The 22,938-nt window shown below is 61.3% G+C and carries 23 protein-coding genes and 1 CRISPR repeat array; of the genes, 18 read left to right on the forward strand and 5 right to left on the reverse strand.

Annotation, left to right across the window (positions count from 1 at the left end; genetic code table 11):
- The first annotated feature begins 10 nt into the window (after window positions 1-10).
- The 5 genes from hemA to BW995_RS11420 all read left to right on the forward strand — a co-directional run bounded on the left by hemA (window position 11) and on the right by BW995_RS11420 (window position 5,970).
- The gene (gene hemA, locus BW995_RS11400) at window positions 11-1,297 is read left to right on the forward strand and encodes a glutamyl-tRNA reductase (protein ID WP_076400534.1); all 1,287 of its coding nucleotides are present in this window, start codon (window positions 11-13) and stop codon (window positions 1,295-1,297) included.
- Window positions 1,294-2,349 carry a peptide chain release factor 1 gene (prfA, locus tag BW995_RS11405; protein ID WP_076400535.1) on the forward strand — a complete coding sequence of 352 codons (1,056 nt, stop codon included), beginning with the start codon at window positions 1,294-1,296 and terminating at the stop codon, window positions 2,347-2,349. The genes hemA and prfA overlap by 4 nt, the downstream gene beginning before the upstream one ends.
- The gene (gene prmC / locus BW995_RS11410) at window positions 2,346-3,233 is read left to right on the forward strand and encodes a peptide chain release factor N(5)-glutamine methyltransferase (protein WP_076400536.1); all 888 of its coding nucleotides are present in this window, start codon (window positions 2,346-2,348) and stop codon (window positions 3,231-3,233) included. Before prfA ends, prmC begins: the two co-directional genes overlap by 4 nt.
- Window positions 3,234-3,555: 322 nt before the next feature.
- Complete coding sequence (locus BW995_RS21290) at window positions 3,556-4,683, forward strand: DUF4167 domain-containing protein (protein WP_076400537.1); 1,128 nt, start codon at window positions 3,556-3,558, stop codon at window positions 4,681-4,683.
- A gap of 366 nt (window positions 4,684-5,049) precedes the next feature.
- On the forward strand, window positions 5,050-5,970 hold the full coding sequence (locus BW995_RS11420; RefSeq protein ID WP_217696072.1) for an alpha/beta hydrolase: 921 nt from the start codon (window positions 5,050-5,052) through the stop codon (window positions 5,968-5,970).
- 4 nt (window positions 5,971-5,974) lie between these two features.
- On the opposite strand, the gene BW995_RS11425 is transcribed toward BW995_RS11420, so the two are convergent.
- On the reverse strand, window positions 5,975-6,472 hold the full coding sequence (locus tag BW995_RS11425) for a MaoC family dehydratase (RefSeq protein ID WP_076400538.1): 498 nt from the start codon (window positions 6,470-6,472) through the stop codon (window positions 5,975-5,977).
- Between the two features lie 203 nt (window positions 6,473-6,675).
- Here BW995_RS11425 and BW995_RS11430 point away from each other — a divergent pair, with 203 nt between their 5' ends.
- From BW995_RS11430 to BW995_RS11470, 10 genes are all read left to right on the forward strand, one after another.
- Complete coding sequence (locus tag BW995_RS11430; protein ID WP_076400539.1) at window positions 6,676-7,530, forward strand: hypothetical protein; 855 nt, start codon at window positions 6,676-6,678, stop codon at window positions 7,528-7,530.
- Between the two features lie 571 nt (window positions 7,531-8,101).
- Window positions 8,102-8,401, forward strand: a complete 300-nt coding sequence (locus tag BW995_RS20490; protein ID WP_139332872.1) for a hypothetical protein — start codon at window positions 8,102-8,104, stop codon at window positions 8,399-8,401.
- Complete coding sequence (locus tag BW995_RS20285) at window positions 8,398-9,162, forward strand: helix-turn-helix domain-containing protein (RefSeq protein ID WP_084194786.1); 765 nt, start codon at window positions 8,398-8,400, stop codon at window positions 9,160-9,162. The genes BW995_RS20490 and BW995_RS20285 overlap by 4 nt, the downstream gene beginning before the upstream one ends.
- Window positions 9,163-9,453: 291 nt before the next feature.
- Window positions 9,454-9,810 carry a hypothetical protein gene (locus BW995_RS11440; RefSeq protein ID WP_076400540.1) on the forward strand — a complete coding sequence of 119 codons (357 nt, stop codon included), beginning with the start codon at window positions 9,454-9,456 and terminating at the stop codon, window positions 9,808-9,810.
- A complete protein-coding gene (locus BW995_RS11445) occupies window positions 9,797-10,519 on the forward strand; it encodes a DUF7168 domain-containing protein (RefSeq protein WP_175617055.1) in 723 nt (240 codons plus the stop codon). Before BW995_RS11440 ends, BW995_RS11445 begins: the two co-directional genes overlap by 14 nt.
- Entirely contained in the window at window positions 10,512-11,201 is a 690-nt protein-coding gene (locus BW995_RS11450) for a hypothetical protein (protein ID WP_076400542.1), read from the forward strand. Before BW995_RS11445 ends, BW995_RS11450 begins: the two co-directional genes overlap by 8 nt.
- A complete protein-coding gene (locus tag BW995_RS11455) occupies window positions 11,198-11,707 on the forward strand; it encodes a hypothetical protein (RefSeq protein ID WP_076400543.1) in 510 nt (169 codons plus the stop codon). The genes BW995_RS11450 and BW995_RS11455 overlap by 4 nt, the downstream gene beginning before the upstream one ends.
- On the forward strand, window positions 11,704-12,063 hold the full coding sequence (locus BW995_RS11460) for a hypothetical protein (RefSeq protein WP_076400544.1): 360 nt from the start codon (window positions 11,704-11,706) through the stop codon (window positions 12,061-12,063). The genes BW995_RS11455 and BW995_RS11460 overlap by 4 nt, the downstream gene beginning before the upstream one ends.
- 119 nt (window positions 12,064-12,182) lie before the next feature.
- Window positions 12,183-12,545: a hypothetical protein gene (locus BW995_RS11465; protein WP_076400545.1), complete on the forward strand. Its 363-nt coding sequence runs from the start codon at window positions 12,183-12,185 to the stop codon at window positions 12,543-12,545.
- 71 nt (window positions 12,546-12,616) lie between these two features.
- Window positions 12,617-12,880, forward strand: coding sequence for a helix-turn-helix domain-containing protein (locus BW995_RS11470; protein ID WP_245821423.1), 264 nt, complete (start codon window positions 12,617-12,619; stop codon window positions 12,878-12,880).
- Window positions 12,881-12,995: 115 nt separating this feature from the next.
- On the opposite strand, the gene BW995_RS11475 is transcribed toward BW995_RS11470, so the two are convergent.
- Window positions 12,996-14,531: a recombinase family protein gene (locus BW995_RS11475; RefSeq protein WP_076400547.1), complete on the reverse strand. Its 1,536-nt coding sequence runs from the start codon at window positions 14,529-14,531 to the stop codon at window positions 12,996-12,998.
- Window positions 14,532-14,884: 353 nt separating this feature from the next.
- On the opposite strand from BW995_RS11475, the gene BW995_RS20495 reads away from it, so the two are divergent.
- The 3 genes from BW995_RS20495 (at window position 14,885) to BW995_RS11490 (ending at window position 19,785) form a co-directional block, all read left to right on the forward strand.
- On the forward strand, window positions 14,885-15,370 hold the full coding sequence (locus tag BW995_RS20495; RefSeq protein WP_139332873.1) for a hypothetical protein: 486 nt from the start codon (window positions 14,885-14,887) through the stop codon (window positions 15,368-15,370).
- On the forward strand, window positions 15,370-15,942 hold the full coding sequence (locus BW995_RS11485) for a BRO-N domain-containing protein (RefSeq protein ID WP_076400549.1): 573 nt from the start codon (window positions 15,370-15,372) through the stop codon (window positions 15,940-15,942). Before BW995_RS20495 ends, BW995_RS11485 begins: the two co-directional genes overlap by 1 nt.
- A 78-nt stretch (window positions 15,943-16,020) precedes the next feature.
- Window positions 16,021-19,785, forward strand: coding sequence for an AAA family ATPase (locus BW995_RS11490; protein ID WP_076400550.1), 3,765 nt, complete (start codon window positions 16,021-16,023; stop codon window positions 19,783-19,785).
- Between the two features lie 80 nt (window positions 19,786-19,865).
- Window positions 19,866-20,930: direct repeats of the CRISPR family, unit length 28 nt; unit sequence GAAACACCCCCACGGGCGTGGGGAAGAC.
- A gap of 125 nt (window positions 20,931-21,055) precedes the next feature.
- Here the strand turns inward: BW995_RS11490 and cas2e are convergent.
- From cas2e to cas5e, 3 genes are read right to left on the reverse strand one after another with little or no spacing between them, the layout of a single operon-like run.
- Complete coding sequence (gene cas2e, locus BW995_RS21360; protein ID WP_076400551.1) at window positions 21,056-21,352, reverse strand: type I-E CRISPR-associated endoribonuclease Cas2e; 297 nt, start codon at window positions 21,350-21,352, stop codon at window positions 21,056-21,058.
- The gene (cas1e, locus tag BW995_RS11500; protein ID WP_076400552.1) at window positions 21,330-22,205 is read right to left on the reverse strand and encodes a type I-E CRISPR-associated endonuclease Cas1e; all 876 of its coding nucleotides are present in this window, start codon (window positions 22,203-22,205) and stop codon (window positions 21,330-21,332) included. The genes cas2e and cas1e overlap by 23 nt, the downstream gene beginning before the upstream one ends.
- The gene (cas5e, locus tag BW995_RS11505) at window positions 22,205-22,927 is read right to left on the reverse strand and encodes a type I-E CRISPR-associated protein Cas5/CasD (RefSeq protein WP_076400553.1); all 723 of its coding nucleotides are present in this window, start codon (window positions 22,925-22,927) and stop codon (window positions 22,205-22,207) included. Before cas5e ends, cas1e begins: the two co-directional genes overlap by 1 nt.
- Window positions 22,928-22,938 lie beyond the last annotated feature (11 nt).

Below are 22,938 nucleotides of genomic sequence, written 5' to 3' on the forward strand. Positions count from 1 at the left end.
ACCGCAGACGATGAGCGCTCAGGCTGTCGAACGGCTGGTGATCGTTGGGGCGAATCATCGCTCCAGCGCCCTTGCCGTGCGCGATGCCCTGTTCATTGATGACCCGGAAATTCCGGGCATCCTTGAACACCTGCGTCAGCAGGGCCTGACCGAAGCGGCTATTCTGTCCACCTGTGACCGGGTTGAAATCATCGCCTGCGGTGATCACCCGGCTCAGGTCAGCGCCGTGGCGGCGGCGCTGTTCGCCGGGCGGGCCCATCTGTCTGCCGATGACCTTGCCGGTCATCTTTATACCCTGACCAACGCCGCCGCCCTGCGCCACATGATGGCGGTGGCCAGTGCGCTGGACAGCCTGATGATTGGCGAACCGCACATTCTGGGCCAGATGAAGGCCGCCCATCGCCTCAGCCGCGATGGCGGGATGTGCAGCGCCGACCTCGACAGCCTGTTTCAGGGGGCCTATGCCACCGCCAAACGGGTACGCAGCGAAACCACCATTGGCGAAGGCCCGGTGTCGGTCGCGGCCTGTGCGACACAGGTGGCGCGCGACATTTTCGGCGACCTGAGCCGGGTTCGCCTGCTGCTGGCTGGCGGCGGTGACATGGGCGACCTGATTGCCGAGACCTTTCAGGGCCACGGGGTCAAAAGCGTCACCGTCACCGCCCGCCGCGCCGCCCGCGCCGAACAACTGGCGCGCACGCTTGATGCCCACATGGTGCCCTTTGACCAGCTCACCCCGGCGCTGAGTGATGCCGAAGTGGTGGTGACCGCCATCGGCGGGCGCACCTGGGCGGTCACCGAGGAAGCCGTCCGTGCTGCCCTGAAACGCCGCCGTCAGCAGCCGATCCTGTTCGTTGATGTCGGCATTCCCGGTGATACCGAGGCTGCGGTCAACAAGGTGGACAACGCTTTTCTCTATGATCTTGACGATCTCGAGCGGTTGGCGGAAAAGGGGCGCGCCCAACGCGAAAAGGCCGGACAGGATGCCTGGGCAATCGTCACCGCCGAGGTGAACGCCTTTTTGCAACGACGGGCGGAACGGTCCGCCGTCCCGACCATCGCCGCCCTGCACCGCCTGTTTGAAAGCGAGCGCAGCCGGGCGCTGGCGGAATCGCACGGCGATGCCGAAAAGGCAACGCGCTTACTGATTGGCCGCTTGCTGCACCACCCGTCCGAAGTGATGCGGGCACTGGCGGCCCACGATACAAAACAACAGCTGGCAGTGGTCGAAACGGCCCTGCGGCAGGTGTTCGCCCTCGGCGACGCTGACGAATGCAAGGGAGACAAGGGTCCGTGAGCCTGAACGATAAACTGAGTCGCGTCGTGTCGCGCTATGAAGAAGTGCGTGACCTGCTGGCCCACGACCCGAAGGCCGATATTCCAAAGCTGTCGAAGGAACTGTCCGATCTGACCCCGGTGGTCGAGCGGATCACCGAATGGCAGACTGCCCAACAGCAGATGGACGAGGCACAGGCGATGCTGGCCGACCCGGACATGCGCGATCTGGCCGAAGAAGAGCTGTACGCCCTGAAGGAACGCCTGCCGCACCTGGAAACCGAGGTCCGGCTGTCGCTGTTGCCGAAAGACGAAGCCGACGAGCGCAACGCCATCCTCGAAGTGCGCGCCGGCACCGGTGGCGACGAAGCCGCCCTGTTCGCCGCCGAACTGTTCCGTCTGTATCAACGCTATGCCGGGCTGAAGGGCTGGCGGTTCGAGACGATGGACCTCAACGAAACCGGCATTGGCGGCTACAAGGAGGCCTCGGCCCGCATCAGTGGCCGCAACGTGTTCGGACGGCTGAAGTACGAATCGGGCGTTCACCGCGTCCAGCGGGTGCCGGAAACCGAAAGCGGTGGCCGCATCCACACCTCGGCGGCCACCGTTGCCGTGTTGCCCGAGGCCGAAGAGGTCGATGTCCACATTGAGGAAAAAGACCTGCGCATCGACACCTACCGGTCGCAGGGTGCCGGTGGTCAGCACGTCAACACCACCGACTCGGCGGTGCGCATCACCCACATTCCCACCGGGGTGGTCGCTGCCTGCCAGGAAGAAAAGTCGCAGCACAAGAACAAGGCCAAGGCGATGGCCATGCTGCGCGCCAAGATTTACGACGAACAACGCCGCACCGCCGATGCCGAACGCGCCGCTGCCCGCAAGAGTCAGGTTGGCTCCGGCGACCGCTCGGAACGCATCCGTACCTACAACTTCCCGCAAGGGCGTGTCACCGATCACCGCATCAACCTGACCCTCTACGCGCTGGAACGGATGATGCAGGGCGAGGCGCTGGATGAGGTGGTTGACGCCCTGACCGCCGAAGATCAGGCCGCCCTGCTGGCCGAACTGGAATGAGCCAGCAGCCCGACACTCTGGACTCGGCCTGCCGCTGGCTGGCCGCCCGCCTGAGCGCCGCCGGAATTGCCGACGCCCGCCGCGATGCCCGCCTGCTGGTGGCCCATGCGCTCGGGCTGGACCCGCAACGGCTGCTGATCGACGGCGACCGCCGCCTCGGTTCTGCCGATCTGGTGGCGCTGGAAGCGGTGGCCACCCGCCGCTGTGCCCGCGAACCGGTGTCGCGCATCATCGGCTCGCGGGGGTTCTGGACCCTCGACCTGACCCTGACGCCGGACACCCTCGACCCGCGCCCGGATACCGAAACGCTGGTCGAAGCTGTCCTTGCCGCCCGCCCGGACCGACAAGCCCCGTTGCGGATGCTCGACTTTGGCACCGGCAGCGGCTGCATCCTGCTGGCCCTGCTCAGTGAGTATCCCGCCGCGCAGGGGCTGGGGATCGACATTGCCCCCGGCGCGGTCGCCGCCGCCGAGGCCAATGCCCGCCGTAACGGGCTGGACCAGCGGGCCAGATTCCAGTGTGGCAACTGGGCCGAGGGCCTGAGCGGCCCGTTCGATGTGATCGTCTCCAATCCGCCTTATATCACCGATGCCGAAATGGCCGGGCTGGAACCGGAAGTCACCCGCTATGATCCACTACGGGCGCTGGTCAGCGGCCCCAGCGGCCTCGAAGACTATCAGCGCCTGATTCCCGCCCTGCCCGCGTTGCTGGCTCCCGGCGGTCTGGTGGCCCTTGAAGTCGGCCATACACAGGCAGAAGCGGTCAGTGCGCTGTTGGTGGCCAGTGGCTTTGACGCCCCGTGGGCCCGGCAGGATCTGGGCGGGATCGCCCGTTGCGTGGTTGCCGAAAGCCACCACCCGGAAAAAAACGATAAAAAAGCGTAACGGATTGCAAAAAAGGCTTGGATCACAGCCCCGGCCCGCATAGGGTTGAGCCGAGGGCGCTGAAGCGCCGGGGTGATGTAGCCCGTTGATCGGTTGCCGCTGGTGCGAAGGCGCGAACACGATCCCTCCCACCCCTGGCTGACTATGCACCATGGATTGTCTGAGCCGTCTTGTGGCCACCCAGGCCGTACCGACGCTGGAAACAGCGCCACCGGTACGCCTGAGCCGGTCCCAAAGACGACTGACGTGTGGGGATGCGGTGGTTTTCGCCGCGTCCGGGGTTCATCCCGGTTATTTACCGTAATGGTTTGTTGACGGAATCATGAAGCAAGGTTCAAACGGAAAGGGTCGGCCGCGCGGACGCAACCAATCCCCTAACAAGGGCAAGGGACCGTCGCGGAACCAGACCTATGACAGCAACGGCCCCGGCATCCGGGTGCGTGGCAACGCCCATCAGGTTGTCGAAAAATACCAGGCGCTGGCCCGCGATGCGGCGGCGGTTGGTGATCGTGTGCTGATGGAAAACTATCTTCAGCACGCCGAACATTACTACCGCATCATTCTGGTGCAGAACCTGCACAGCCCGGTGCGGATGCCCCGTTTGGACCAGGGTAACGCCCTGAACCCCGAAGGCCCCGAAGACTATCTTGATGATGGCGAGGGCTATGATGACGACATCGACGATCTGGACGGTGCGACGGTCGAACCGATCGGCTATGAAGCCGAACGGCAGGAACGCCAGTACGAGCGCCAGAACCGCTACGACCGGCAGGAGCGCAGCGACCGTTCTGATCGGGGTGACCGGCAGGATCGGGGCGACCGTCGGGACCGGGGTGAGCGGCCGGACCGCGTCGAGCGTCAGGACCGCGTCGAACGGCCGGATCGCGGCGAACGTCAGGACCGCGGCGAACGTCAGGACCGGGGCGATCAGCAGGATCGCTTCCAGGCTCAGGACCGCGATGGAGGCCGTGGCCGCCAGCGCCGCCGGGCCCGTTCGGGCCGCAACCGTGACGGTGCCGAGTTTGATCGCGCCGACGAGCGGAACGAGAACGGCGATAGCCCCGCTGACGTGACCAGCGCGCCGCAGACCAGCGCCGCTCCGGTAACGGTTGCGGTGGTTGAGGTTGCTCCCGTTGCTGTGCCGGTCGAGGCCGCCGTACAGGCTGCCCCGGTTGTGGTCCCGATCACGGCCCCAGCCCCGGTGATCAGCGAAGCCCCCGCCAGCAGCGAGCCGGTGGCCGATGCCAAGCCGAAGCGCACCCGCACCCGCACCACCAAGCCGGTCGCCCCGGCAGAAGACGCTGCCCCGGCCCCGGTGGTTGAGGCCGCCGCCGACAGCAGCAGCGAAGAGGCCCCGAAAAAGCCGCGCCGCCGCCGCACCACCAAGGCCGCCGAGGGTGAAGCCAGCGGTGAGGTCGCCGGGGGTGAACCGGAAAAAGCCAGTGCCTGATCATCCTTGCGGGATGGTCCGGTGTGAAAGCCACTTCCTGCTCGCGCGGAAGTGGCTTTTCTTTTGCTGCAACTGCGGCACAATCAAGGGTCGGAGCCGTGAGCGTTAAACGTGACGCCACAGTACACGACAGTAGGAAAGCAAGGACGTGGAGCGCTGCTCCACACCTCGCTGGGGCCAGTTGGCCCCAGCCCCCATTTCTTTGATCATAAAAGAAAAAATGGGGGTTCGGGGCCTCAGGCCCCGAGCAGGTTCGGGCGGCAGCCCGTTCTTTAAGCCCGACTGTCGTGCACTGTGGCCTCAGATATAACGCACACTGGTCCAGATTTCCTTGCACCGGATCACGTCAAAGGACTCACCATGCGCATGATGTCTGCCCCCCGGATTACCCTGCTGCTGGTGACGTTTGCGGTCGTCTCGGTCCCGCTCACCGTTCAGGCGGGCGGGCTGAGTGACCGTTTGCAACAGGGCGTTGCCAACCTGCTGACCTCACCGCCGGAAGATCACCGGGTGCAGGTGGAAACGCTGGTTCCCGGCAGCCGCCGCCTGACCGAATCCTATGGCGAAGACCCGTTGCAGGCGCTGGATGTTTACCTTCCCCCCCATGCCACCGATGCCCCGATTCTGGTGATGGTCCATGGCGGCGGCTGGAAGGAAGGCGACAAGGGCGAGCCGCATGTGGTGGTCAACAAGCTGAAACGCTGGCTGCCGCAGGGCTTTATCGTCATCAGCGTCAACACCCGCCTGCTGCCGCAGGCGATGGCCTATGAACAGGCCGAAGACCTCGCCAAAGCGATGAAATGGATTCAAGGCCACGCCCGCAACTGGGGTGGCCGATCGGACAAGATCATCCTGATGGGGCACTCTTCCGGCGGCCATCTGGTGGCCCTGCTGTCGTCGAAACCGTCGATGGTCGGCAAGCCGTGGGCCGGAACGGTGGCTCTGGATACTGCAGCCCTGCACATCCCCTCAAAGATGCGCAAAAGCCACCTGCCCTTTTACGATGCCGCCTTTGGCAGCGATCCCGGCTATTGGACCAAGGCCTCGCCGATGAACCAGTGGACTGCCAAGGCGGTGCCGATGATGCTGGTCTGTTCCAGCAAGCGCCCGGACAAGCCCTGCTCCGAAGCGCAGGAGTTCCAGAAGCAGGCCGCCCATGCCGGGCGCGAAATGATCGTCTCGCCGCAAAACCTGTCGCACGCCGAAATCAACGACACCCTCGGCGAAAGCAACGCCTATACCGGTGCCGTTGAAACCTTCATCATGCGGCAATTGGCCGGACGGTAAGGCCTTATTCCCCACTGCCTTCCGTCGTCTGCAACGCCCCGCTGCGGGTCGGCACCACGATGGCACAGGTCATCACCTGCGCCGGGTCGCCGTTCTGGTTGCGGGTGATCATCTTCACCCGCAACATCCCCAGATCGGGACGGCTGCGCGAGGGGCGGATTTCGATCACTTCGGCTTCCAGATGCAGGCGGTCACCGGGGCGGGTCGGACGCGGCCATTCCAGACTTTCAATCGCCCGCCCGACAAAGCCCCAGCCGGGGGCATGGCCGCTGCCGACCATCAGCCGCATGGTCAGACTGGCGGTGTGCCAGCCGCTGGCGGCCAGACTGCCAAAAAAGGTCCCGGCGGCGCTGTCGTGGCCCAGATGAAAGGGCTGCGGATCGAACTGGCGGGCGTAGTCAACAATCGCCTGTTCATCGACCTCGATCGGGTCGGTGGTAAACCACGGCCCGAGGCTGAAATCTTCCAGATGGGTTGCGCGCGCGTTCACCGAAGCATTCATGGCCGGACGTTTCCTGTTCTTATGAATATAAAGCTGACGTTAACGGAAAGCGTAGCGACAGCCGGACAGCGGCTCAAGTGATATGTTGTAAGGCAATGCCCTCATCCGTCTGATCCATGCGCCCGCCGGTCGTACACCCTTTCTCTGCCCCCGTGGTTCGGGTATTCTGGCATTGGTGGGTTGGCACAAGCAGGAGACCAGCCATGGTCAGCAGTCTTTTATCCAGCGGCTCGTCGAGCCGTCCGTCGTACCTTTCGGCGCTGACCGCGCGGACCGGCAGCAGCAAGGCCGACGATACAGCCAACAGCACCAGTGCGTCCTCGACCCCTGACGACAGTGACAACCGGTCGATTGCCGACAAGATTCAGAGCAGCATGGCGCAGCGGAAAAAGCAGGATGCCCTCGACGATGTTCTGCGCCTGAAACAGCAAATGGCCGACATGGCCGTGCTGGAACTGGTAAACCCGGAAGGCGCGGCCCGCATGTATGCAGAAATGGGCAAAAAGCTGGAACATGCCGCCGGTGCGTACAGCGACGGCACCCAGACGCTGGCCAAACTGTCCGGCGATGCGACCTCACTGACCGAACTGTCGGTCAATGCCGACCTGCAGGCGATCGTCAACAGTAGCACCAGTGATGCAACGGCGACCAGCAGCCCCGCAACCGATGCTTCAACGTCCACCCGTACCACCGAAGACGCCAGCAAAGCGGCGAAAAAACTTGCCGAACAGGCGCAAAACGAGTCGAGTACCCGGCAAAAGCAGATGCAGGCCTATGCGATGGCCTCGTCTAGCGCCGCCGACGATCATCAGACGCTGGTAGACATGAAGTCGCTCAGCGGCACCCTCGACGAACGGTTCCGCCATGCGGTCAAAACTACCGAAGAGCAGGATCAGAGCGAAGACAAAAAACGCGAAATGGACCAACTGGAAAGCGAATTCGCCGTTTCGCAGGCCCATACCGCCTCTGCCCTCGACTCGCTGGGACAGCAGATCACCCTCAGCCGGGCTGGCGGCCTCAGCCTGTCGGCTCCCACCTCGGTGTCGGTGCTGGCCTAGAGGTGTGAGCGCACAAGTGGTTCCGGTTTTACGCGCTATCACTGCGACAGATCAAAAGGGTAGACCAGCGTGACTGCGTCACATGTAACGCACGCTGATCTGATGCCTTTTCCCCTTTTGTACCGTGATCAGGCAGAGTAAAGTCGCCACCTCTCGCACCCCAACCATGGGACAGCATGACTGGCGCGCCCGTCGCGCCAGAGGCGATACCCTCGGGCTGTGAGCCTTGACGCTCACAGCTCTCGTGTTTTGTTCTGCCGCAGTGATGATGCGCAAAACCGGTGCCCACGTTTGCGCTCACTGCTTTAGAGCATTGTGCGCTGGATTTTCCCCGAATCCAGCATTGTGGTACCACACCACTCAGCACAGTGCAATAGGGTGTAGCCTACCCAGGAGTAGTTACGGGGCATAAAAAAGGCCGCTCTCCCGAAAGAAAGCGGCCGGAAACAAAAGAACCATAAGCAAGTCTTTTGTACCGGCCACTGACGCCCAAGTCAACGGAAATGAAAGTTTCCGCACGGGTTTCTGCTGCCTTTTTCTGACCTCGCAACCATCCGCAAGGAGGGCTGCCATGTCTATTTTTGTATTACACCGCGTTGTAATACAGTCTCGGATCGGGGCTGTTTACTTGTCATCGACCAGCACCGGGGTTGGTCGCGAAACCCTGAAACAGGGATTTCTCTATGTATCTTCGGGGGTTATGTCCCTGATTGGCAATTTATCCGGGCAGGCAATCCGTTGCCCGGTGAAATGCGAATCGAAAGGGCTCTTTTTTCAAAAAAGTACGCCCGGCCTTTCGACGCTGATTTTCCCGCAAAAAAAAGAAATTCAACCATTACGGGCTTCCCTCCCGATGGGAGGTCGGCCATGAGCGACCGTCGCCCCTTCCGGGAAGTGAAGCTGCAATGGCTGCAAGCGTTGAGCTGCGATGGCAGCCTGAGCGATTGCGCAAAGACCATCGCCCTGTACATCGTCACCACCCACATGAACGGCCACACCGAACAGGCATGGCCGTCCTATCAAACCATTGCCGATGCGACCGGCAAAAGCGTGAAGACCATCCAGCGCGCCGTGCGTGAGCTTGAGGAACGCGGCTGGTTCGACGTGCAGCGCGGGAACGGGGTGAGGCACAACACCGTTTACTCCCCCACCGAATCATCCATCACGCGGGCAATCGAAGCTCGCGAGAAGGCGGACAAGGTTGTCCCCCTTCGCCCGGAGAAAGGCGGTCAGAATTGTCCGCAAAGGGGGACAAACCTGTCCCCGGAAGGCGGTCAAAACTGTCCACCGAACTTAGAGAAGAAAAAAATAAACAAACCTAACGCGCCCGCACGCGAGGCGGAGGCCGCGCCAGCCTCAGGGTCAGGGCAGACAGACCTGAAGGATGCCTTGCGGGATGTACTGGGGTTGGAGATGGACGAGACGGCCATCCGTCTGTGGGTCGAAACCCTGACCTCGGTCACGCAGGCGGACAACCGGATCATCGTTACCGCCCCAAGTCGCATGCACTGCGACTGGATCGAGCAGAGGTTTGCCGGGCCATTCAGCCGGGCGGCAACGCAGCTTGTCGGCCCCGGAGCCAAAGTTGTTTTCAGGGGGCATCACCCTGCTGTCACCCGGCATGCCGCATAGGGAGGACGAGATGGATTGTGCAATCTCCCTGCAATGCAGAACCGCGTGTCATCACTGGAAATGGGGGAAAGCTCTGCCCGCATTCGCGGACAGAAAGGGGCTTCGCCCCGGTGCCGTCAATGGCAAGCGGCGCAAGCGCCGTCAGGGGCCGGGATGCCCCAAAAATCTGGCGATTTTCGGGAGCTACCCCGCCCGGCCCCTGCCCATTGACCGCCCCTCCCCACCGATGCCTACGGCAGCGGGTGATGTCGAGGACATCACCCCGGAAAGTGCCCGTAAGGAGCAAGAGCGATGATCACCATCGAAGACCTGTCGAAGGAAGAATTGGCCATGTTGGTGCGCAAGCTGTTGGCGTGTGATGAGAGCATCGCCCGGCTGATCACCGAATGGGATTTGCTTGATGTGCGGGCAGCGGTGCTGCGTGGCCGGATGGATCGTGCCTGGCTCGCGTGCAGCCGCGCTTCCGAGCTGGTCGAGGCGCTGTCGAGAAAACCTAACGTCAACCCGCAAACATGGAAAAGGGCGATGAACAAGGAAGAACGTCTGTTCGCAGAATGGCAAAGGCTGAGAGAGCAACGGGACACCGTGGTTGATGCGCTCAATGCTGCCTTCGACCGGATGGTGGGAGGCGATGATGTCCGACACTGACCGCATGGTTGCCAAAATCAAAAAGCTGCTGGCGCTGGCGGCCTCCCCGAACGAGGCCGAAGCAGCGGCGGCGCTTTCCAAGGCCAAAGAGCTGATGGAAAAGCATTCAATTTCCGACACTGCCATTCGCCTGGCTGACATCACTGAAGCAAAGGGCAAAGCATCGGTCGCCGACCGCCCGAACCGCTGGGAGAGCGATCTTGTTGACCTTGTCGCACGGGCCTTTGGCTGCAAAACCATTTTCTTCAGTGGAGGATATGAGCCGAGGGGCTATGGCTATCGCCGTGCGAAGGGAGAGTGGCATTTTATTGCCGCCTCCCCCATTCCTGACATTGCCAGCTATGCATTCCAGGTGTTGCTGAGGCAGCTAGCGGCTCAACGAGCCGCCTATGTCGCAGCCCTGCCGAAGAACCTGAAACGTGCCACCAAGATACGGCGCGGAGATTTGTTTGCAGAGGCCTGGGTTGCCTCGGCCTCGGAAAAGGTGATGTCGTTTGCCGGGCAGGACCGTCAGGCAGACATCACGGCTTGGATCAAGAGCCGTTATCCGGCCTTGGGAGAGCTGGCCCTTGTCACCCGCACGGACACTATCAGGCCGGATGACCATCGGGCGCTTGATGCTGGCTATGCCGCAGGCGCGAACGTGCGTCTGGATCAAGCGGTGGCGGCAAACACCCGCCCTGAAATGATCGGGAGGTTTGATGCTTGACCTCACTTCTCTCAGCAAGGCCCAGCTCATCGAGCTGGTCCGCCTTGCGCTGTCTCGTGGCACCCTGCTGGACGCGGATATTGCCGGAGCTAGGCGGCATGCCTTGCGGGCTGCGTGCGGCCTGTTCGGCGGTATCCGGCCATTTGTCCGTCAGGCCCGTCAGTCTGGCTTTGATGTTGACGCAAGCAACCTCAGCCGCTGGCTGTCGGGGCACGCCGCTCTTTCTACGGCCAAGGTGGATCAGCTCCTCGTCGCTCTCGGGCTGCCGGACATGCAGCCGCGTGGGGATATCGTCCATGTCTGGCGTCCTCATCACAGCCGACCCTGCGATCTTGCGGCGGCTTTCGACCTGTACTTTCGGGCCGGAGCGTCGGTTGCCCTGGTGCATGCGTCGAAGACCCGTGGCCCATCCGTGCATGCCGTCCACGACGGGCGCACTTGCGCCCTGATCACCATCAGGCAAGCCCTGTGCCTGCCCGATGGACTGAAGGACGGGCCACGCCTGCGGATTGCCGACCCCGAGCGGTGGCTGTCCGGGGCTGTGTCAGTGGAGGCTTTCAAGGCGGCATGGGGCGAGCAGGCCGAACCTGCCGCGCCGTCACTCGAAGATATCCTCGCCGCCCTGCAGGAGGGTGAAGGCGTCTCGCAGGCTGTGCAAAGACTGTGGGGAGAGAAGCCATGACGAGACAGCGTGTTGCGAAGGGGCTGCGGCTGTCAGGCGTGGCGGCCATGGTCGGAGTGATCCTGCTCGGGCCGATTGCTCTTGCCTGGCGAGAGAGTGATCTGGATCGCTGGCGTACCCTGATCCCGGCATCCTCTCAGGTCTTTGCCGTTATCGAGACGGTTAAGGGTAATCAGGTGACCTTGCGGACACTCAATACCGTCAGTTCCCCGGACAATCTGATCAGGCTCCCGTTTAACAGCCTTGTCTCTGCCACTGCCTTTCCGAGCAGACCGGATGCAATGCGGCAAGAGATCTGCGTCACCAGAGTTCAGCCATTCGTAGCCCTCGCCATGAATAAAAATGCGTTTATGGACAGGAACGGGCTGCATTGCCTTGGCTCCATTGCCGACGCCAGGGGAACCATTGGACTGCCGATGGAAACCATCAAGCCGGAAACCGTTGTCACCATCAGGCTCAATGGTGACTGGACACTGGACACAAAAGAAACCGGAGAACAGCCATGAAAAACAAGACAAGCTCTGCCGCACTGCTGATTGCAGCCATCTCCGCCAGTGCCGCACTGGCGTTCATTCCTGGCTTTTTTGCCTGGCAGGAAGAGCATCGAGCCCGACTTCAGGTCGCAGAATTAATTGATATTGAAGCCAGAAATAATTTTCTCTTCTTCTGTTACATGCTTTCCTCCTGCATATTTTTGCTCATCGCATTTATCACAATCATGATCGCTTGCCATTATCGCTACACTCCGTTCAATAAATCCGCCATCAAGAGGCTATTATTCATGATTGTAATATCAATTACATCAACTCTCATGGGTGTATATCTTGCGTGGCATGGGGCTGACGTGTGGGTGAATCCTTAACTGCGCACTGAAGGTGGAGCTTCCATTGACTATATACGTCATTGACGCAATTGTGCCTTGCCAAATATGCGTCATTGACGTATATTCTCCATATCAGCCTCCTCTGCGGATATCAGCTTATGCCTCTCTTCAGTACAGACTCAGCGATAAGTATCCTGGAGTTTCCAGCCTTTGCCAGCGATGCAGACAAGCTGTTTACCAGAGAAGAGCTTGACGACCTGCGATCTTTCCTCGCGCTGAACCCGGAAGCTGGCGACCGCATTCCCGGAACCGGTGGGATCAGGAAGCTCCGGGTGGGCCTTGAGAAAAAGGGCAAAGGAAAAAGAGGTGGCGCGCGGGTCATTTACTATTTTCACAACCCAAAAATACCACTGGCCTTGCTGGCGATTTATGCCAAAGGCGAGAAAATCGACCTGTCGGAAGACGAGAAGAAAGAACTCCGCAGCCTTGTTCATGAATATGTGGCAGCTTTTGGGGGGTAATCCTCTGTCATGCCTGTGTTTCCAGTCCACAAGCGAGGTAACTTATGTCTGGATCAAAGATTTTGGCCGGAATGCGTGAGGCGGTTTCTTACGCCCGAGGCGAAACGGTGGATGTGCGGGAAACGGTCATCAAGACCCCCGCTGAGGTGGACGTGAAGGCCATTCGGGAACGTTTGGGCCTTAGCCAGCAGGCTTTTGCTGCTCAGTTCGGCTTTTCTGCCGCAACCATCCGCAACTGGGAACAGGGACACCGGCACCCGGAAGGTCCGGCGCGGGTTCTACTGAAGGTGATTGAAAAAGATCCAAACGCCGTCCTGAGGGCGTTGTCGGCCTAACGCCATTCCTCTTGTGGGATACTGTACCTCATAATGGGTACATAGGCTTATTGAAACAGGGGGAAAGGTGACAGAGCCGGAGTACGCCTGCTCCCCGGCTCTGTCACCTGGTCCGTTATCCCTTCTGGAGCTGCACCCACAGCCGCGCCCATGGATCGACCTCTTTTGACACCTCAATCGAGATCGTCTCGCCCCGATACTGGCCACTGATCGGGGTCATCACGATGCGCGGCTTGAGGATCGACAGCATCTCCCGCACCGGCTCGCGCTCGATTTCAGAGCGGAGCCGGTCGAGACCGAGCAGCAGGCCATCACGGATTTCCAGATCAGTCCCAATGTGCGGGATTTGCTCGAAATTGATCGTCTTGGCGAGCTTCGTTTGCTCCAACTGAAGCGCCTTGATGCGCTCGACCGCAGCAGCAACATCAACGCCGTCTTCGATGGCTTGCATCAGGCGGTCAATGCGGTCGGCAACTTCGGCTCGCCGTCGGTCGAGATCATGCCGCCGCCGAATATCGGCATCATAGATCTGCAGGACCGAAGGACGCAGGGGCGGCAGGCGCTTCACGGTCTTTTCCAAAGCCGCGAACAGGGCTTCGCGGGCAGCGTCCTCCTTGGTGCCGCGTGCGTTCTTGCAGCTCCGATAATAGCGATTGCCGGAGCAGGTATAGCGCCCCTCATGGGCGACATGCTTGACCGCCCCGCAGGCACCGCAGAAGACATAATCGGTCAGCACGCGCTGATGGCTGGCAATCTCCTTGAGAGGACGGACAGCCTTCTCTCTGCCCGCAACCATCCGCACCTGGGCATCACGCCACAGCTCATCGCTGACGATGCGCAGCTGTTCATTCTGGCTGGATACCCAGTCTGATCGGGGCACCCGCTGGATATGCAGCTTGCCAGTCAGGGGATCACGGCTTTTGGTGGTGCGTTGATAGATAACCTCCCCCTTGTAAATAGGGCCGCTCAGGATTTTCCGCACCATCGATTCAAGCCATTTGGTAGCGCGGCGGCGCGGGATTTTCCGTTCATTCATCTCGCTGACAATGCTGGCGAGTGTGTTTCCAGAGGTGAAGCGCTCATAAATGTGCCGGACGATTTCGGCCTCGTCCGGGTCAATCTCCTTAACACCGCTGACCACTTCACCACCGACCACTTTCACCACGCGATAGCCGAATGGCGCAGGCCCCATCACCAGGCCCTGCTCTGTGCGGGCGGCTTGTCCTCGCCGAATGCGGGCCTTGAGGTCTTTCAAAAACATTTTGTTCATCGTGCCTTTCATTCCGACATGCAGGTCGGACACCTCCATCTCATGGATGGTAATCAGGCGCGTACCAGAATGTACCAGCAAATCGAACAGCGCCGCCATATCGGCAATCGACCGCGACAGGCGATCAATGCCCTCGGCCACCACCACATCAATCTGCTCGGCCTGAACGTGACGGATCAGGCTCTGGATGCCTGCCCGCTGGTTCATGGTTGCCCCGGACAAGGCGGCATCCTCGAACACGGTCACTTCCACAGCCTCCGTAAGAAATATCCTCTCGATAAACGCCCTGCACGCTGCAATCTGGTCGGCAACGCTGGTGGGAGACTGAATGTCGGAGGAGTAGCGGGCATACACAGCAATGCGGATGGTGGGGGATGTCATGTCTATCTCTGATCAATATCAATGATGGTGTCATTAAAGGGATCATGGAGTTGGTGCCACGATCAAGTAGTTATTGCGTGTGCCAGAGTTTGCCAGAGTTTGTCGAAGTTTGCTTAAGTTTGTCTGAGTTTGCCTAAGTTTGTCGGAGTTTGCCTGAGTTCCCGTCTAAAAAATCAATTAATACTGCTGATGTTTGCCAGAGTTTGCCTAAGTTTGCCTGAGATTTCTGAAATTACTTACCTTATACTTCCTGCCGTCAAACAAAATAACGACAGGGTAGGCCCGTTGGCGTCCGTCCCCTGTCGTTACCCCTGCGGGGGGCTTTTTGGATACGGCAGGAAAAGGGATGCAACATGGCGCGAAAGGGAGACGGCAAGCCCCGCTCTGGATGCCGGGCGCGACCGCACAAAGTGTCTGTGCGGTTGTCCCCGGAAGAATGGGCGACGCTGACTGAACAGGCCGAGCAGTGGAACGAGCGGCTCCCGCCCACGGCATCGGCCAATGCCCGGATGACACTCCCCAGACTGATGCGCACGGCGGCTCTTCGCCGCAAGCGCCCGCCGTCGGTGGTGGCGATTGGCGCAGCAGCCGAGGCTCTGGCCGAGGTCAAACAGACCCGCGCCGACCTCGCTCGCCTCGGCAACCTGCTGAAAACATGGATGGAGTTTGGCGACGGTGTTTTTCAGGGCAAGGGGCAGGACCTGACCATTGCCCGCGTGCCGATGGGCAGCGAGCTGGCTTCCGTGCGTGATGTCCTTGCCGCTCTGGAGGCGACAACCACCACCCTCAACAGCCAGGCCGAGCGGCTTGGCGCACCTTTCTCACAAGGAGAAGATTGATGAGCGACATGACCCCGTTTGATTTTGAAGGCTTCCCGGTTCGCATTCTGGATCAGGAAGGGGAACTATGGTTTGTCCTCGCCGATGTCTGCCGCGTACTGGAACTTTCCAATCCGAGCAAGGCGGCCGAGCGACTGGACGAGGATGAGAAGGATACCCTAACCAATAGGGAGGGTATCGCTTCACCCCAAGTGCAGCAGCTCACGATCATCAACGAGAGCGGTCTTTACAGCCTCATCTTTCGCAGTCGCAAGCCGGAGGCACGGCGGTTCAAGAAATGGGTGACATCCGAAGTCCTGCCCACCATCCGCAAGACCGGGAAATATGCTGCTGGCCCGGAGCAGGGCCCCAGCGAGCGCGAGCAGAAACTTCTGAAGGAACTGGCGAACCTTCAGCACCAGCACATCCAGTTGCAAAACGAACTGCGCGACTTTGACCGGCAGTGCAAGGATTGGGACATTGCCATCCGCATGATCAAACAAGGCCTTGATGATCAAACCGTGGCATCAGCGATCAAGCGCCACCCGACTTATGCCGCCCATGTCCGGGCGCTGCTGGAAAGCGAGCTGTAAGGCATCACCTTTCAACAGCAGAGGGGGTGCAAAAATTGCACCCCCTTCATTCCCCCCGACCATCCAACGGAATTCCCCATGATTGCCAAACGTGTTCCGGCCCCGGAAGGCGGAGGCCGGGGCTTTGTCGGCCTGCAAGAGTACATCGAGCAAGCCCACAAAGCCGTCCACACCTTCTTCGGCGGTGTCTCGACGCTTGAAACCGCTGCCGAAGAGATGCAGGCGGTGGCCGACGTCAACAGCCGGGCCAATGACCCGTTATACCATTTGATCCTGTCGTGGCCGGAGTTCGAGAAGCCCACCCCGGAGCAGGCCGAGGAAGCCGTCCGCGCCCAGCTCAAGGCCCTTGGCTTCGAGGGCCACCAGTATATTGCCGCCGTCCACGGCGATACCCCGGACATGCATGTCCATGTGGCGATCAACCGCGTTCACCCCGAAACCTTCCGCGTCCACCACCCACGCGGCGATTTCTACACCCTTGACCGCACCTGCCGCGAAATCGAGCTGGCTCAGGGCTGGACCCACGACCGTGGGCCGCACGTCGTGGAGTACGTCAACGAAGAGGCGTTCATCATTGAGGTCAAGGACCGCCAGCTCCTGCGCTCGCTGTCCGAGGGCGCGAAAAAGGTCGAGCGCTTCACCGGCGAAGTCTCCCTTGAACGCTACCTGCGCGACAACGAAGCCCTGAAGGACAGGCTCGATCAGGCCAAAAGCTGGCAGGAGATCCACGACACCCTGCGGCTGGTCGGCCTGCGCCTTGAGCCTGCCGAGCGCCGTACCGAAGGCTTTGTGATCAGCGAAACGGTCAGCGACACCCACGCCAAAGCCTCCTTCACCCTGTCGGCAACCGAAGCCAGCAGCCGCCTCGGTCCCTATCAGGAGGACAGCCGTGCGCAGGCGCAGGAGGTGGCCACCATCCTGCAAGAGCTGACCCGCGACAAGGCAGTGTTCACCGAGCGCGACATTGATGCTTACCTGAAGGAATACGTTCCTCCCGACCAGCAGAACCAGATCAAGACCGAGCTGTTCCGGCAGGCGGTTCATCTGGTGGCCGAAGGGCTGCCGGGGAAACGCACGCTGGCCCGCTTCACGAGCCGCGAGGTGCTGGCCGAAGAGGAGCAGGCCCAGACCGCCGCCGCCGCGCTGCGCAACCAACCGGCCAAACCGCTGGACCCTGCCGCCATTGAGGCAGCGATTGCCAAGCGCACCATGCGACCGGACCAGCTCGACGCTTTCCGGCGCGGGTTGCAGGCCAACGGTATCGGGGTGGTGCAAGGCCGCGCCGGGACCGGCAAGAGCTACATGATGAGCGCGTGGATGGAGGCTCACCGGGACAGCGGTCACCGGGTGATCGGGCTGGCTCCGACCAATATTGTGGCTCAGGCGATGATTGCCGACGGCTTCACCGAGGGCAAGACGGTGGACAGCATCCTGTATGCGGCCAAAAAGGGCCTGCTGGACTGGGACGCCAACACCGTTTTGATTCTCGACGAAGCCGGGATGGTGTCCAACGACCGGATGAAGACCCTGCTGGAGCTTGCTGCCGAGCGCGGGGCGAAAATCCTGATGGTCGGCGATGACCGCCAGTTGCCCGCCGTCGAGCGTGGTGGCCTGTTCGCCGATCTGGGGCAGCGGTACGCGGCTGGTGAATTAACCGTCATCACCCGCCAGAAAGAGGCCGGGCAGAACAAGGCCGCCACCCACTTTTCCCGTGGCGAATTCGAGCAAGGGATGAGGATTTATGCCGAGACGGGCCGCCTGCACATCACCGGCACCGATGCCGAGGCCCGTGAAGCCCTGCTGGAGCGGTGGAAGAGCGACCGCGCCGCCCATCCCGACCATGACCAGTTCATCGCCACTTACGCCAATGCCGATGTGGCGTGGTTCAACGACGAGATCACCCGCCACCTGATCAGCACCGGCGCGGTAACCGATGCCCGCCCGCTGGCTACCGACCGGGGCGAGCAGACGCTGGGGATCGGCTCGGACATTCTGTTCACCGCCACCAACAAGACACTGGGGGTGGCCAACGGCAGCCGGGGCACGGTGACCGGCTGGGGACGCGGCAGGATGTATGCCCGCCTGAAGGACGGCACCACCGTTGCCATTCCGCTCACCGGCAAGGCCCGCTTTGGCGGCTTTGCCGCTGGCTATGCCGGGACCACCTACAAAAGCCAGGGCGCGACCATCGACCGGGTCTATGTCCACCACACCAACGCCAACAAGGATGCGGCTGCCTATGTGGCGCTGACCCGGCAAAAGCACGAGGCGGTGATCTTCTCCGCCCGCGAAACCGCCGCCGACTGGCGCGAGATGGCCCGCCAGATGGCGCGGGTAATGACCAAAACGGCAGCATCTTCGCTGGGGCTGGCTGAAGAAGCACACCAGCCGCAACCTCTTCAGACCCAGGTCCAACGAGAGCCACCGAAACCCGTAAAACCAAACCCCAAGCAAAAAGGCCCCCATATTCCCAACTCTTCCGGTGCAAAGGAGCAACCGGACCCCCGTCAGGACTGGGAACCCGCCCACAGCAAGGCCAGCCTGCACGCCGAGTTCGAGGCCGACAAAAAGGCCCACTCGGCCAGACTGGCGGTGGAGATGGCTGTCTTGCGCACCGCCCGCGACAAGGCATTGGCCGAGGTTGACGCCACTCTGGCCGGCGAGCGCGAGCAGGCCAGCCGGCAGAAAACGCCGGCACAACGCCGACAGGCCGAGGCACGGGCCGACCGCACGGCCAAGGCGCAGCGGGCGGCCATCCGCAAAGCCTCCCGCCGCGACGGCGAGGCCTTGCAGCAGGCCAACCCGTTCCCGGCCAGCTTTGAAGACTGGCTCCGCCGTCAGGACCGCGACGAGGCCCGCGAGGTGTTGCGGCAGATCACCAGCCGCCGCGACCGCGCCAGAACCGTCAAGCCGGAGCATCTGGTAGACCCGTGCAAGGTGATGGAAAGCGTTGGCGAGCGCCACGGCTGGACCCTGCGCACCGCCACCGTTGGCGCACGGATTTACCGCGCCGCCACCTCGCACATCGCCATCCTGACCGACGCCAACGGCACCGGCCTGCGCTGGCTGGACATGGTGGACCAAAAAACCGGCTCCATCCGCCGACTGGTGGCGACGGTGATGGGCAAGGATATCGCCGATGCCAGCGTGAAAGCCGAAACCAGCCGCCTGTATGCCGAGGCCAGCGCGCAGGCCCTCAGCCCCCGCGCCACCCTGCACGCCGCCGACCGCCGCCGCCTCGACGCCACCGACCTGCGGCAGGGCTGGGAGCAGGGAACGCCGCTGTCTGCCGTCCCGACCGACAAGGACAGCATCCGCATCGGCCCGCTGTCCCTTGGCGAGCTGCGCACCATGCCCGCAGCCGAGCACATCCGGCTGGCCAACCTGTCCACCACCGGCGACCGCGCCGCCGCCGTCATCGTGCCAACGCGGGACGGCAAGGGAGAGGTGAAGGGCTTCAACCTGATGACCGGCATCGGCCATTTTCGCGTGCAGGGCCAGAGGCCGATGTTGGCGGTTTTGGGTGACGTCCGGACGGCAAAGACGGTGGTGGTGGCCTACGACCTGCACACCGCCGCCGAGCACTGGAAAACGCTCAGGCCCGAGGACCGCGCCAGCACTGCCGTGATTCTGACCAGCGGCAGCAAGTACACACTGCGCGACCTGAAACAGACCCTGCACCACGTCCCGGCCAAAGCCGACATCCAGCTCGCCGAGCCAAAGGCCAAAGCCTTGAGCGGGGCAATGGATGGGGTGAAGGCGGTTATCGCTGGCCGGGCTGGCAAGGTAGCCGGGCAGCAAAAGGGGCGTGGGTCTGAGCAGGGGATGGGGGTGGGGTTATGAAAAAACTGAGCAGAAAAAGACACGCCTGCACGGGCGAGAGGAAGGCCAAGGTCGAGGATGCCGTGACTGGCTTACAGGAAAAACACCCCCCACGGGCGTGGGGAAGACGTGATGATCGGGGCGGGGCCGATGTCGAGGATAGAAACACCCCCACGGGCGTGGGGAAGACAAGAGGAACTGATTGCGCTGATCCAACGCAACAGAAACACCCCCACGGGCGTGGGGAAGACTGTCGCGGAGGCCCCCTCCTACCTCTCGGGCTAGAAACACCCCCACGGGCGTGGGGAAGACAAGACAAGAAGATGGAAAAGATCATTGCGGCGAGAAACACCCCCACGGGCGTGGGGAAGACTTGATCAGTGGGGCGAGGGCATCAAGCGGGCGGGAAACACCCCCACGGGCGTGGGGAAGACCCCTCTCCAGGGCGCTTTGCTCCCGCCAAGCCGGAAACACCCCCACGGGCGTGGGGAAGACTGTAATCTGACCGCTCCATCACTGCCCGTACCGGAAACACCCCCACGGGCGTGGGGAAGACCGCCCATCAACTTTATCGTCTGGGCTTTGACTAGAAACACCCCCACGGGCGTGGGGAAGACTTCGATGTCCATCACGTCCTCCTCCCACGCTTGGAAACACCCCCACGGGCGTGGGGAAGACTCTGCCATCTTGGGGAAAGATGCCTGAAAAATGGAAACACCCCCACGGGCGTGGGGAAGACTGGATCACCACCCGCCGACCGAGAGACGGCACGGAAACACCCCCACGGGCGTGGGGAAGACCGCACAAACCAAGCGCGGCTTTGCTCTCGACGGGAAACACCCCCACGGGCGTGGGGAAGACTCGGTGTAAAGATCGGTGCCGACCGGAACGAGGGAAACACCCCCACGGGCGTGGGGAAGACCGGCCCCATCGAACCGCACTTGCGCAACACCGGGAAACACCCCCACGGGCGTGGGGAAGACGTGCCGTATCAGAGCTGGAGGCGTCAATTCCTGGAAACACCCCCACGGGCGTGGGGAAGACACCCCTGCCACCACCAAGGCGGCGGTGCAGACAGAAACACCCCCACGGGCGTGGGGAAGACGAGACAGCACCCTTTAGCTCGGTCTGGATCGAGGAAACACCCCCACGGGCGTGGGGAAGACACCTATAAAATGTGTCAGAACAACGAACGTCAATCTATATTTTGTGTTTTCCGGTATTCAAGGGTTTTGCATTTCTGGGGATAAAACGGCGAAAGTATCGCAAAACTGAGACAGCTTTTCTCACATCACCGCAGAATGTCGATAGATATTGTTTCAACGACCAACTGCAACCCTGACAGTCGGGTTACATCCTTGCTGGTCGCCCCCCAAGTCCGAATTTCGTAACCCGGAGGTTTCGGCAAGGAGCGGAAACACAGAAGTCCTGCTTCTGGTGGACAATGTCGGAACAAATCGTCCAGAATTTCCAGTGCCACGGCATCTTTGACACCCGACACAAACACATTGGCCCGAGGTTCAATGAACCACAGCTTCATACGCCCCCGCACGGCTGGCGGCAGGTTATTTGCGACGACGACGAGCATTGTCCAGCCACAGCAAGGTTGTGATGTCACGGGAAACAACAGCCAGCAGGTCCATTTCCACAGCACGTTCGCGGAACGCCGCAGATACTTTGGCACGGTCATACCGTCCGGCCAGATCACTGGTTTGCTGGAATGCCAAATCTATGCACAAATGCTCCTTATACAAATCCGCCATGTCATAAATGAAAGGTAACGGACTGCCCGAGTGGATAAAGCCGATATGGGGAGAGTACCCCATACTGTGAACGACAGCGCACAGGATGCCATACAGGGCCGCGTTGGTCGCGGTCAGGATCTGGTTGGTGACGTCGCTCAGCTGGAAATTTCCGGGTGTGAAATTACGTCCTGCCCACCCGACCTTATATTCCTCGGCCTTGGCCTGGTACAGTTGTTTGACTCGATAGCCCTCCATCCCCATCATCTCTTTCAGGGTTTTCCCCTGAAGGTCAGCATCGGGAAACCGGGTGGCGTACATGGCCCGCGCTACCTCCAGTGAATCTGCCGGATTGCTGGCAAGGGCTATCTGTTGTTTCAGATTCCGGCTGTCTGCGGTTGGCAAATGACCTGCAGCATAAAACAACAGGCAGTCTTCGCCAACCCAGCTCAAGGAACAGTTCGCCGCCACGGTGGTTTTGACCGCTTCATGCGTTACCGATGTTCCCGGCCCCAGCATCAGACAATTCAGCGTTGCCACGGGCAGGGGCAAAACCTGTCCCGTGGCATCAATCCATTTGACGCTGCTGTCATCCACCTCCAGACGGCCACGCTCCAGATACAGAAAGGGGTAGCGGTCCTTGACCTGAGGCAGCGTTTCCCGGGTGATTTTGAGCAATAAACGCTGCCCGTCAGCCATCAGACCTCTCCTCGCGGATCAAAAATGGTCACCAGACGATCACGGTACCGCTTTTGTTGCCCGAACTGCAGCGGCACATCGTTCAGGCGGATCACCGTATCCCCTTCCTGCTCACCCTGTTCGACCCGGAACGAGCAGGCCCGTTGCCTGTCGGTGGCCAACGCCTCGGCAGCATCGCGGGCAGCCTTGGCATCGGGAAAAACACCCTGATAGATGAATTCGGTCGGAGGACAGTTTTTCCGCCCCAGATACAAGTCCCACACCGGATCCTGCAAGGCCTGTGCGGCATCGGCGATATCCGCCGCCGTTCCTTGCAGCAGCACGGCAAAGGCCATGTCCTGAACATAATAGCGGTAAGTGATTTTGGTCCCGCCACCAACAGCCTTACCACCATCACTCTTCTTGGGAATCAGCAGGTTCTGCCATGGGTTTTGATCGTCGTACCCGCTGCCGACCATGTGGAAATCACACAACAGCGGCAAGCGGGGACGCGCGGCCCCCCGGGAATCCCGGGGGGTATAGGCCAGCACCTGTAAATCCTTGTCTGCCCAGCGGGCCAACCATTCGGTTTGAGCCCCCCCAGCCCCCAGCGCGCAGGCCAGCAGACCCAGCACGCCAGACTTGGTCGGGAAGTCGAGACTGTCCCGGCGTCCGAAACGGGAGTCATGCCCCCAGGACTGCAACGGAGCCTCTAGCCATAGCAAAAGGTAGGGATCCCCCATTACGTCACCTT

The organism is Insolitispirillum peregrinum (assembly GCF_900156605.1).
In the GTDB taxonomy this organism is placed as follows: Bacteria; Pseudomonadota; Alphaproteobacteria; order Rhodospirillales; family Rhodospirillaceae; genus Insolitispirillum; species Insolitispirillum peregrinum.

Bases quoted from the DNA above. Each gene is read 5' to 3' on its own strand.
- hemA (WP_076400534.1), top strand. From the start codon at position 11: ATGAGCGCTCAGGCTGTCGAACGGCTGGTGATCGTTGGGGCGAATCAT.
- prmC (WP_076400536.1), top strand. From the start codon at position 2,346: ATGAGCCAGCAGCCCGACACTCTGGACTCGGCCTGCCGCTGGCTGGCC.
- BW995_RS21290 (WP_076400537.1), top strand. From the start codon at position 3,556: ATGAAGCAAGGTTCAAACGGAAAGGGTCGGCCGCGCGGACGCAACCAA.
- BW995_RS11420 (WP_217696072.1), top strand. From the start codon at position 5,050: ATGATGTCTGCCCCCCGGATTACCCTGCTGCTGGTGACGTTTGCGGTC.
- BW995_RS11425 (WP_076400538.1), bottom strand. From the start codon at position 6,472: ATGAATGCTTCGGTGAACGCGCGCGCAACCCATCTGGAAGATTTCAGC.
- BW995_RS11430 (WP_076400539.1), top strand. From the start codon at position 6,676: ATGGTCAGCAGTCTTTTATCCAGCGGCTCGTCGAGCCGTCCGTCGTAC.
- BW995_RS20490 (WP_139332872.1), top strand. From the start codon at position 8,102: ATGTCTATTTTTGTATTACACCGCGTTGTAATACAGTCTCGGATCGGG.
- BW995_RS20285 (WP_084194786.1), top strand. From the start codon at position 8,398: ATGAGCGACCGTCGCCCCTTCCGGGAAGTGAAGCTGCAATGGCTGCAA.
- BW995_RS11440 (WP_076400540.1), top strand. From the start codon at position 9,454: ATGATCACCATCGAAGACCTGTCGAAGGAAGAATTGGCCATGTTGGTG.
- BW995_RS11445 (WP_175617055.1), top strand. From the start codon at position 9,797: ATGTCCGACACTGACCGCATGGTTGCCAAAATCAAAAAGCTGCTGGCG.
- BW995_RS11450 (WP_076400542.1), top strand. From the start codon at position 10,512: ATGCTTGACCTCACTTCTCTCAGCAAGGCCCAGCTCATCGAGCTGGTC.
- BW995_RS11455 (WP_076400543.1), top strand. From the start codon at position 11,198: ATGACGAGACAGCGTGTTGCGAAGGGGCTGCGGCTGTCAGGCGTGGCG.
- BW995_RS11460 (WP_076400544.1), top strand. From the start codon at position 11,704: ATGAAAAACAAGACAAGCTCTGCCGCACTGCTGATTGCAGCCATCTCC.
- BW995_RS11465 (WP_076400545.1), top strand. From the start codon at position 12,183: ATGCCTCTCTTCAGTACAGACTCAGCGATAAGTATCCTGGAGTTTCCA.
- BW995_RS11470 (WP_245821423.1), top strand. From the start codon at position 12,617: ATGCGTGAGGCGGTTTCTTACGCCCGAGGCGAAACGGTGGATGTGCGG.
- BW995_RS11475 (WP_076400547.1), bottom strand. From the start codon at position 14,531: ATGACATCCCCCACCATCCGCATTGCTGTGTATGCCCGCTACTCCTCC.
- BW995_RS20495 (WP_139332873.1), top strand. From the start codon at position 14,885: ATGGCGCGAAAGGGAGACGGCAAGCCCCGCTCTGGATGCCGGGCGCGA.
- BW995_RS11485 (WP_076400549.1), top strand. From the start codon at position 15,370: ATGAGCGACATGACCCCGTTTGATTTTGAAGGCTTCCCGGTTCGCATT.
- BW995_RS11490 (WP_076400550.1), top strand. From the start codon at position 16,021: ATGATTGCCAAACGTGTTCCGGCCCCGGAAGGCGGAGGCCGGGGCTTT.
- cas2e (WP_076400551.1), bottom strand. From the start codon at position 21,352: ATGCTCGTCGTCGTCGCAAATAACCTGCCGCCAGCCGTGCGGGGGCGT.
- cas1e (WP_076400552.1), bottom strand. From the start codon at position 22,205: ATGGCTGACGGGCAGCGTTTATTGCTCAAAATCACCCGGGAAACGCTG.
- cas5e (WP_076400553.1), bottom strand. From the start codon at position 22,927: ATGGGGGATCCCTACCTTTTGCTATGGCTAGAGGCTCCGTTGCAGTCC.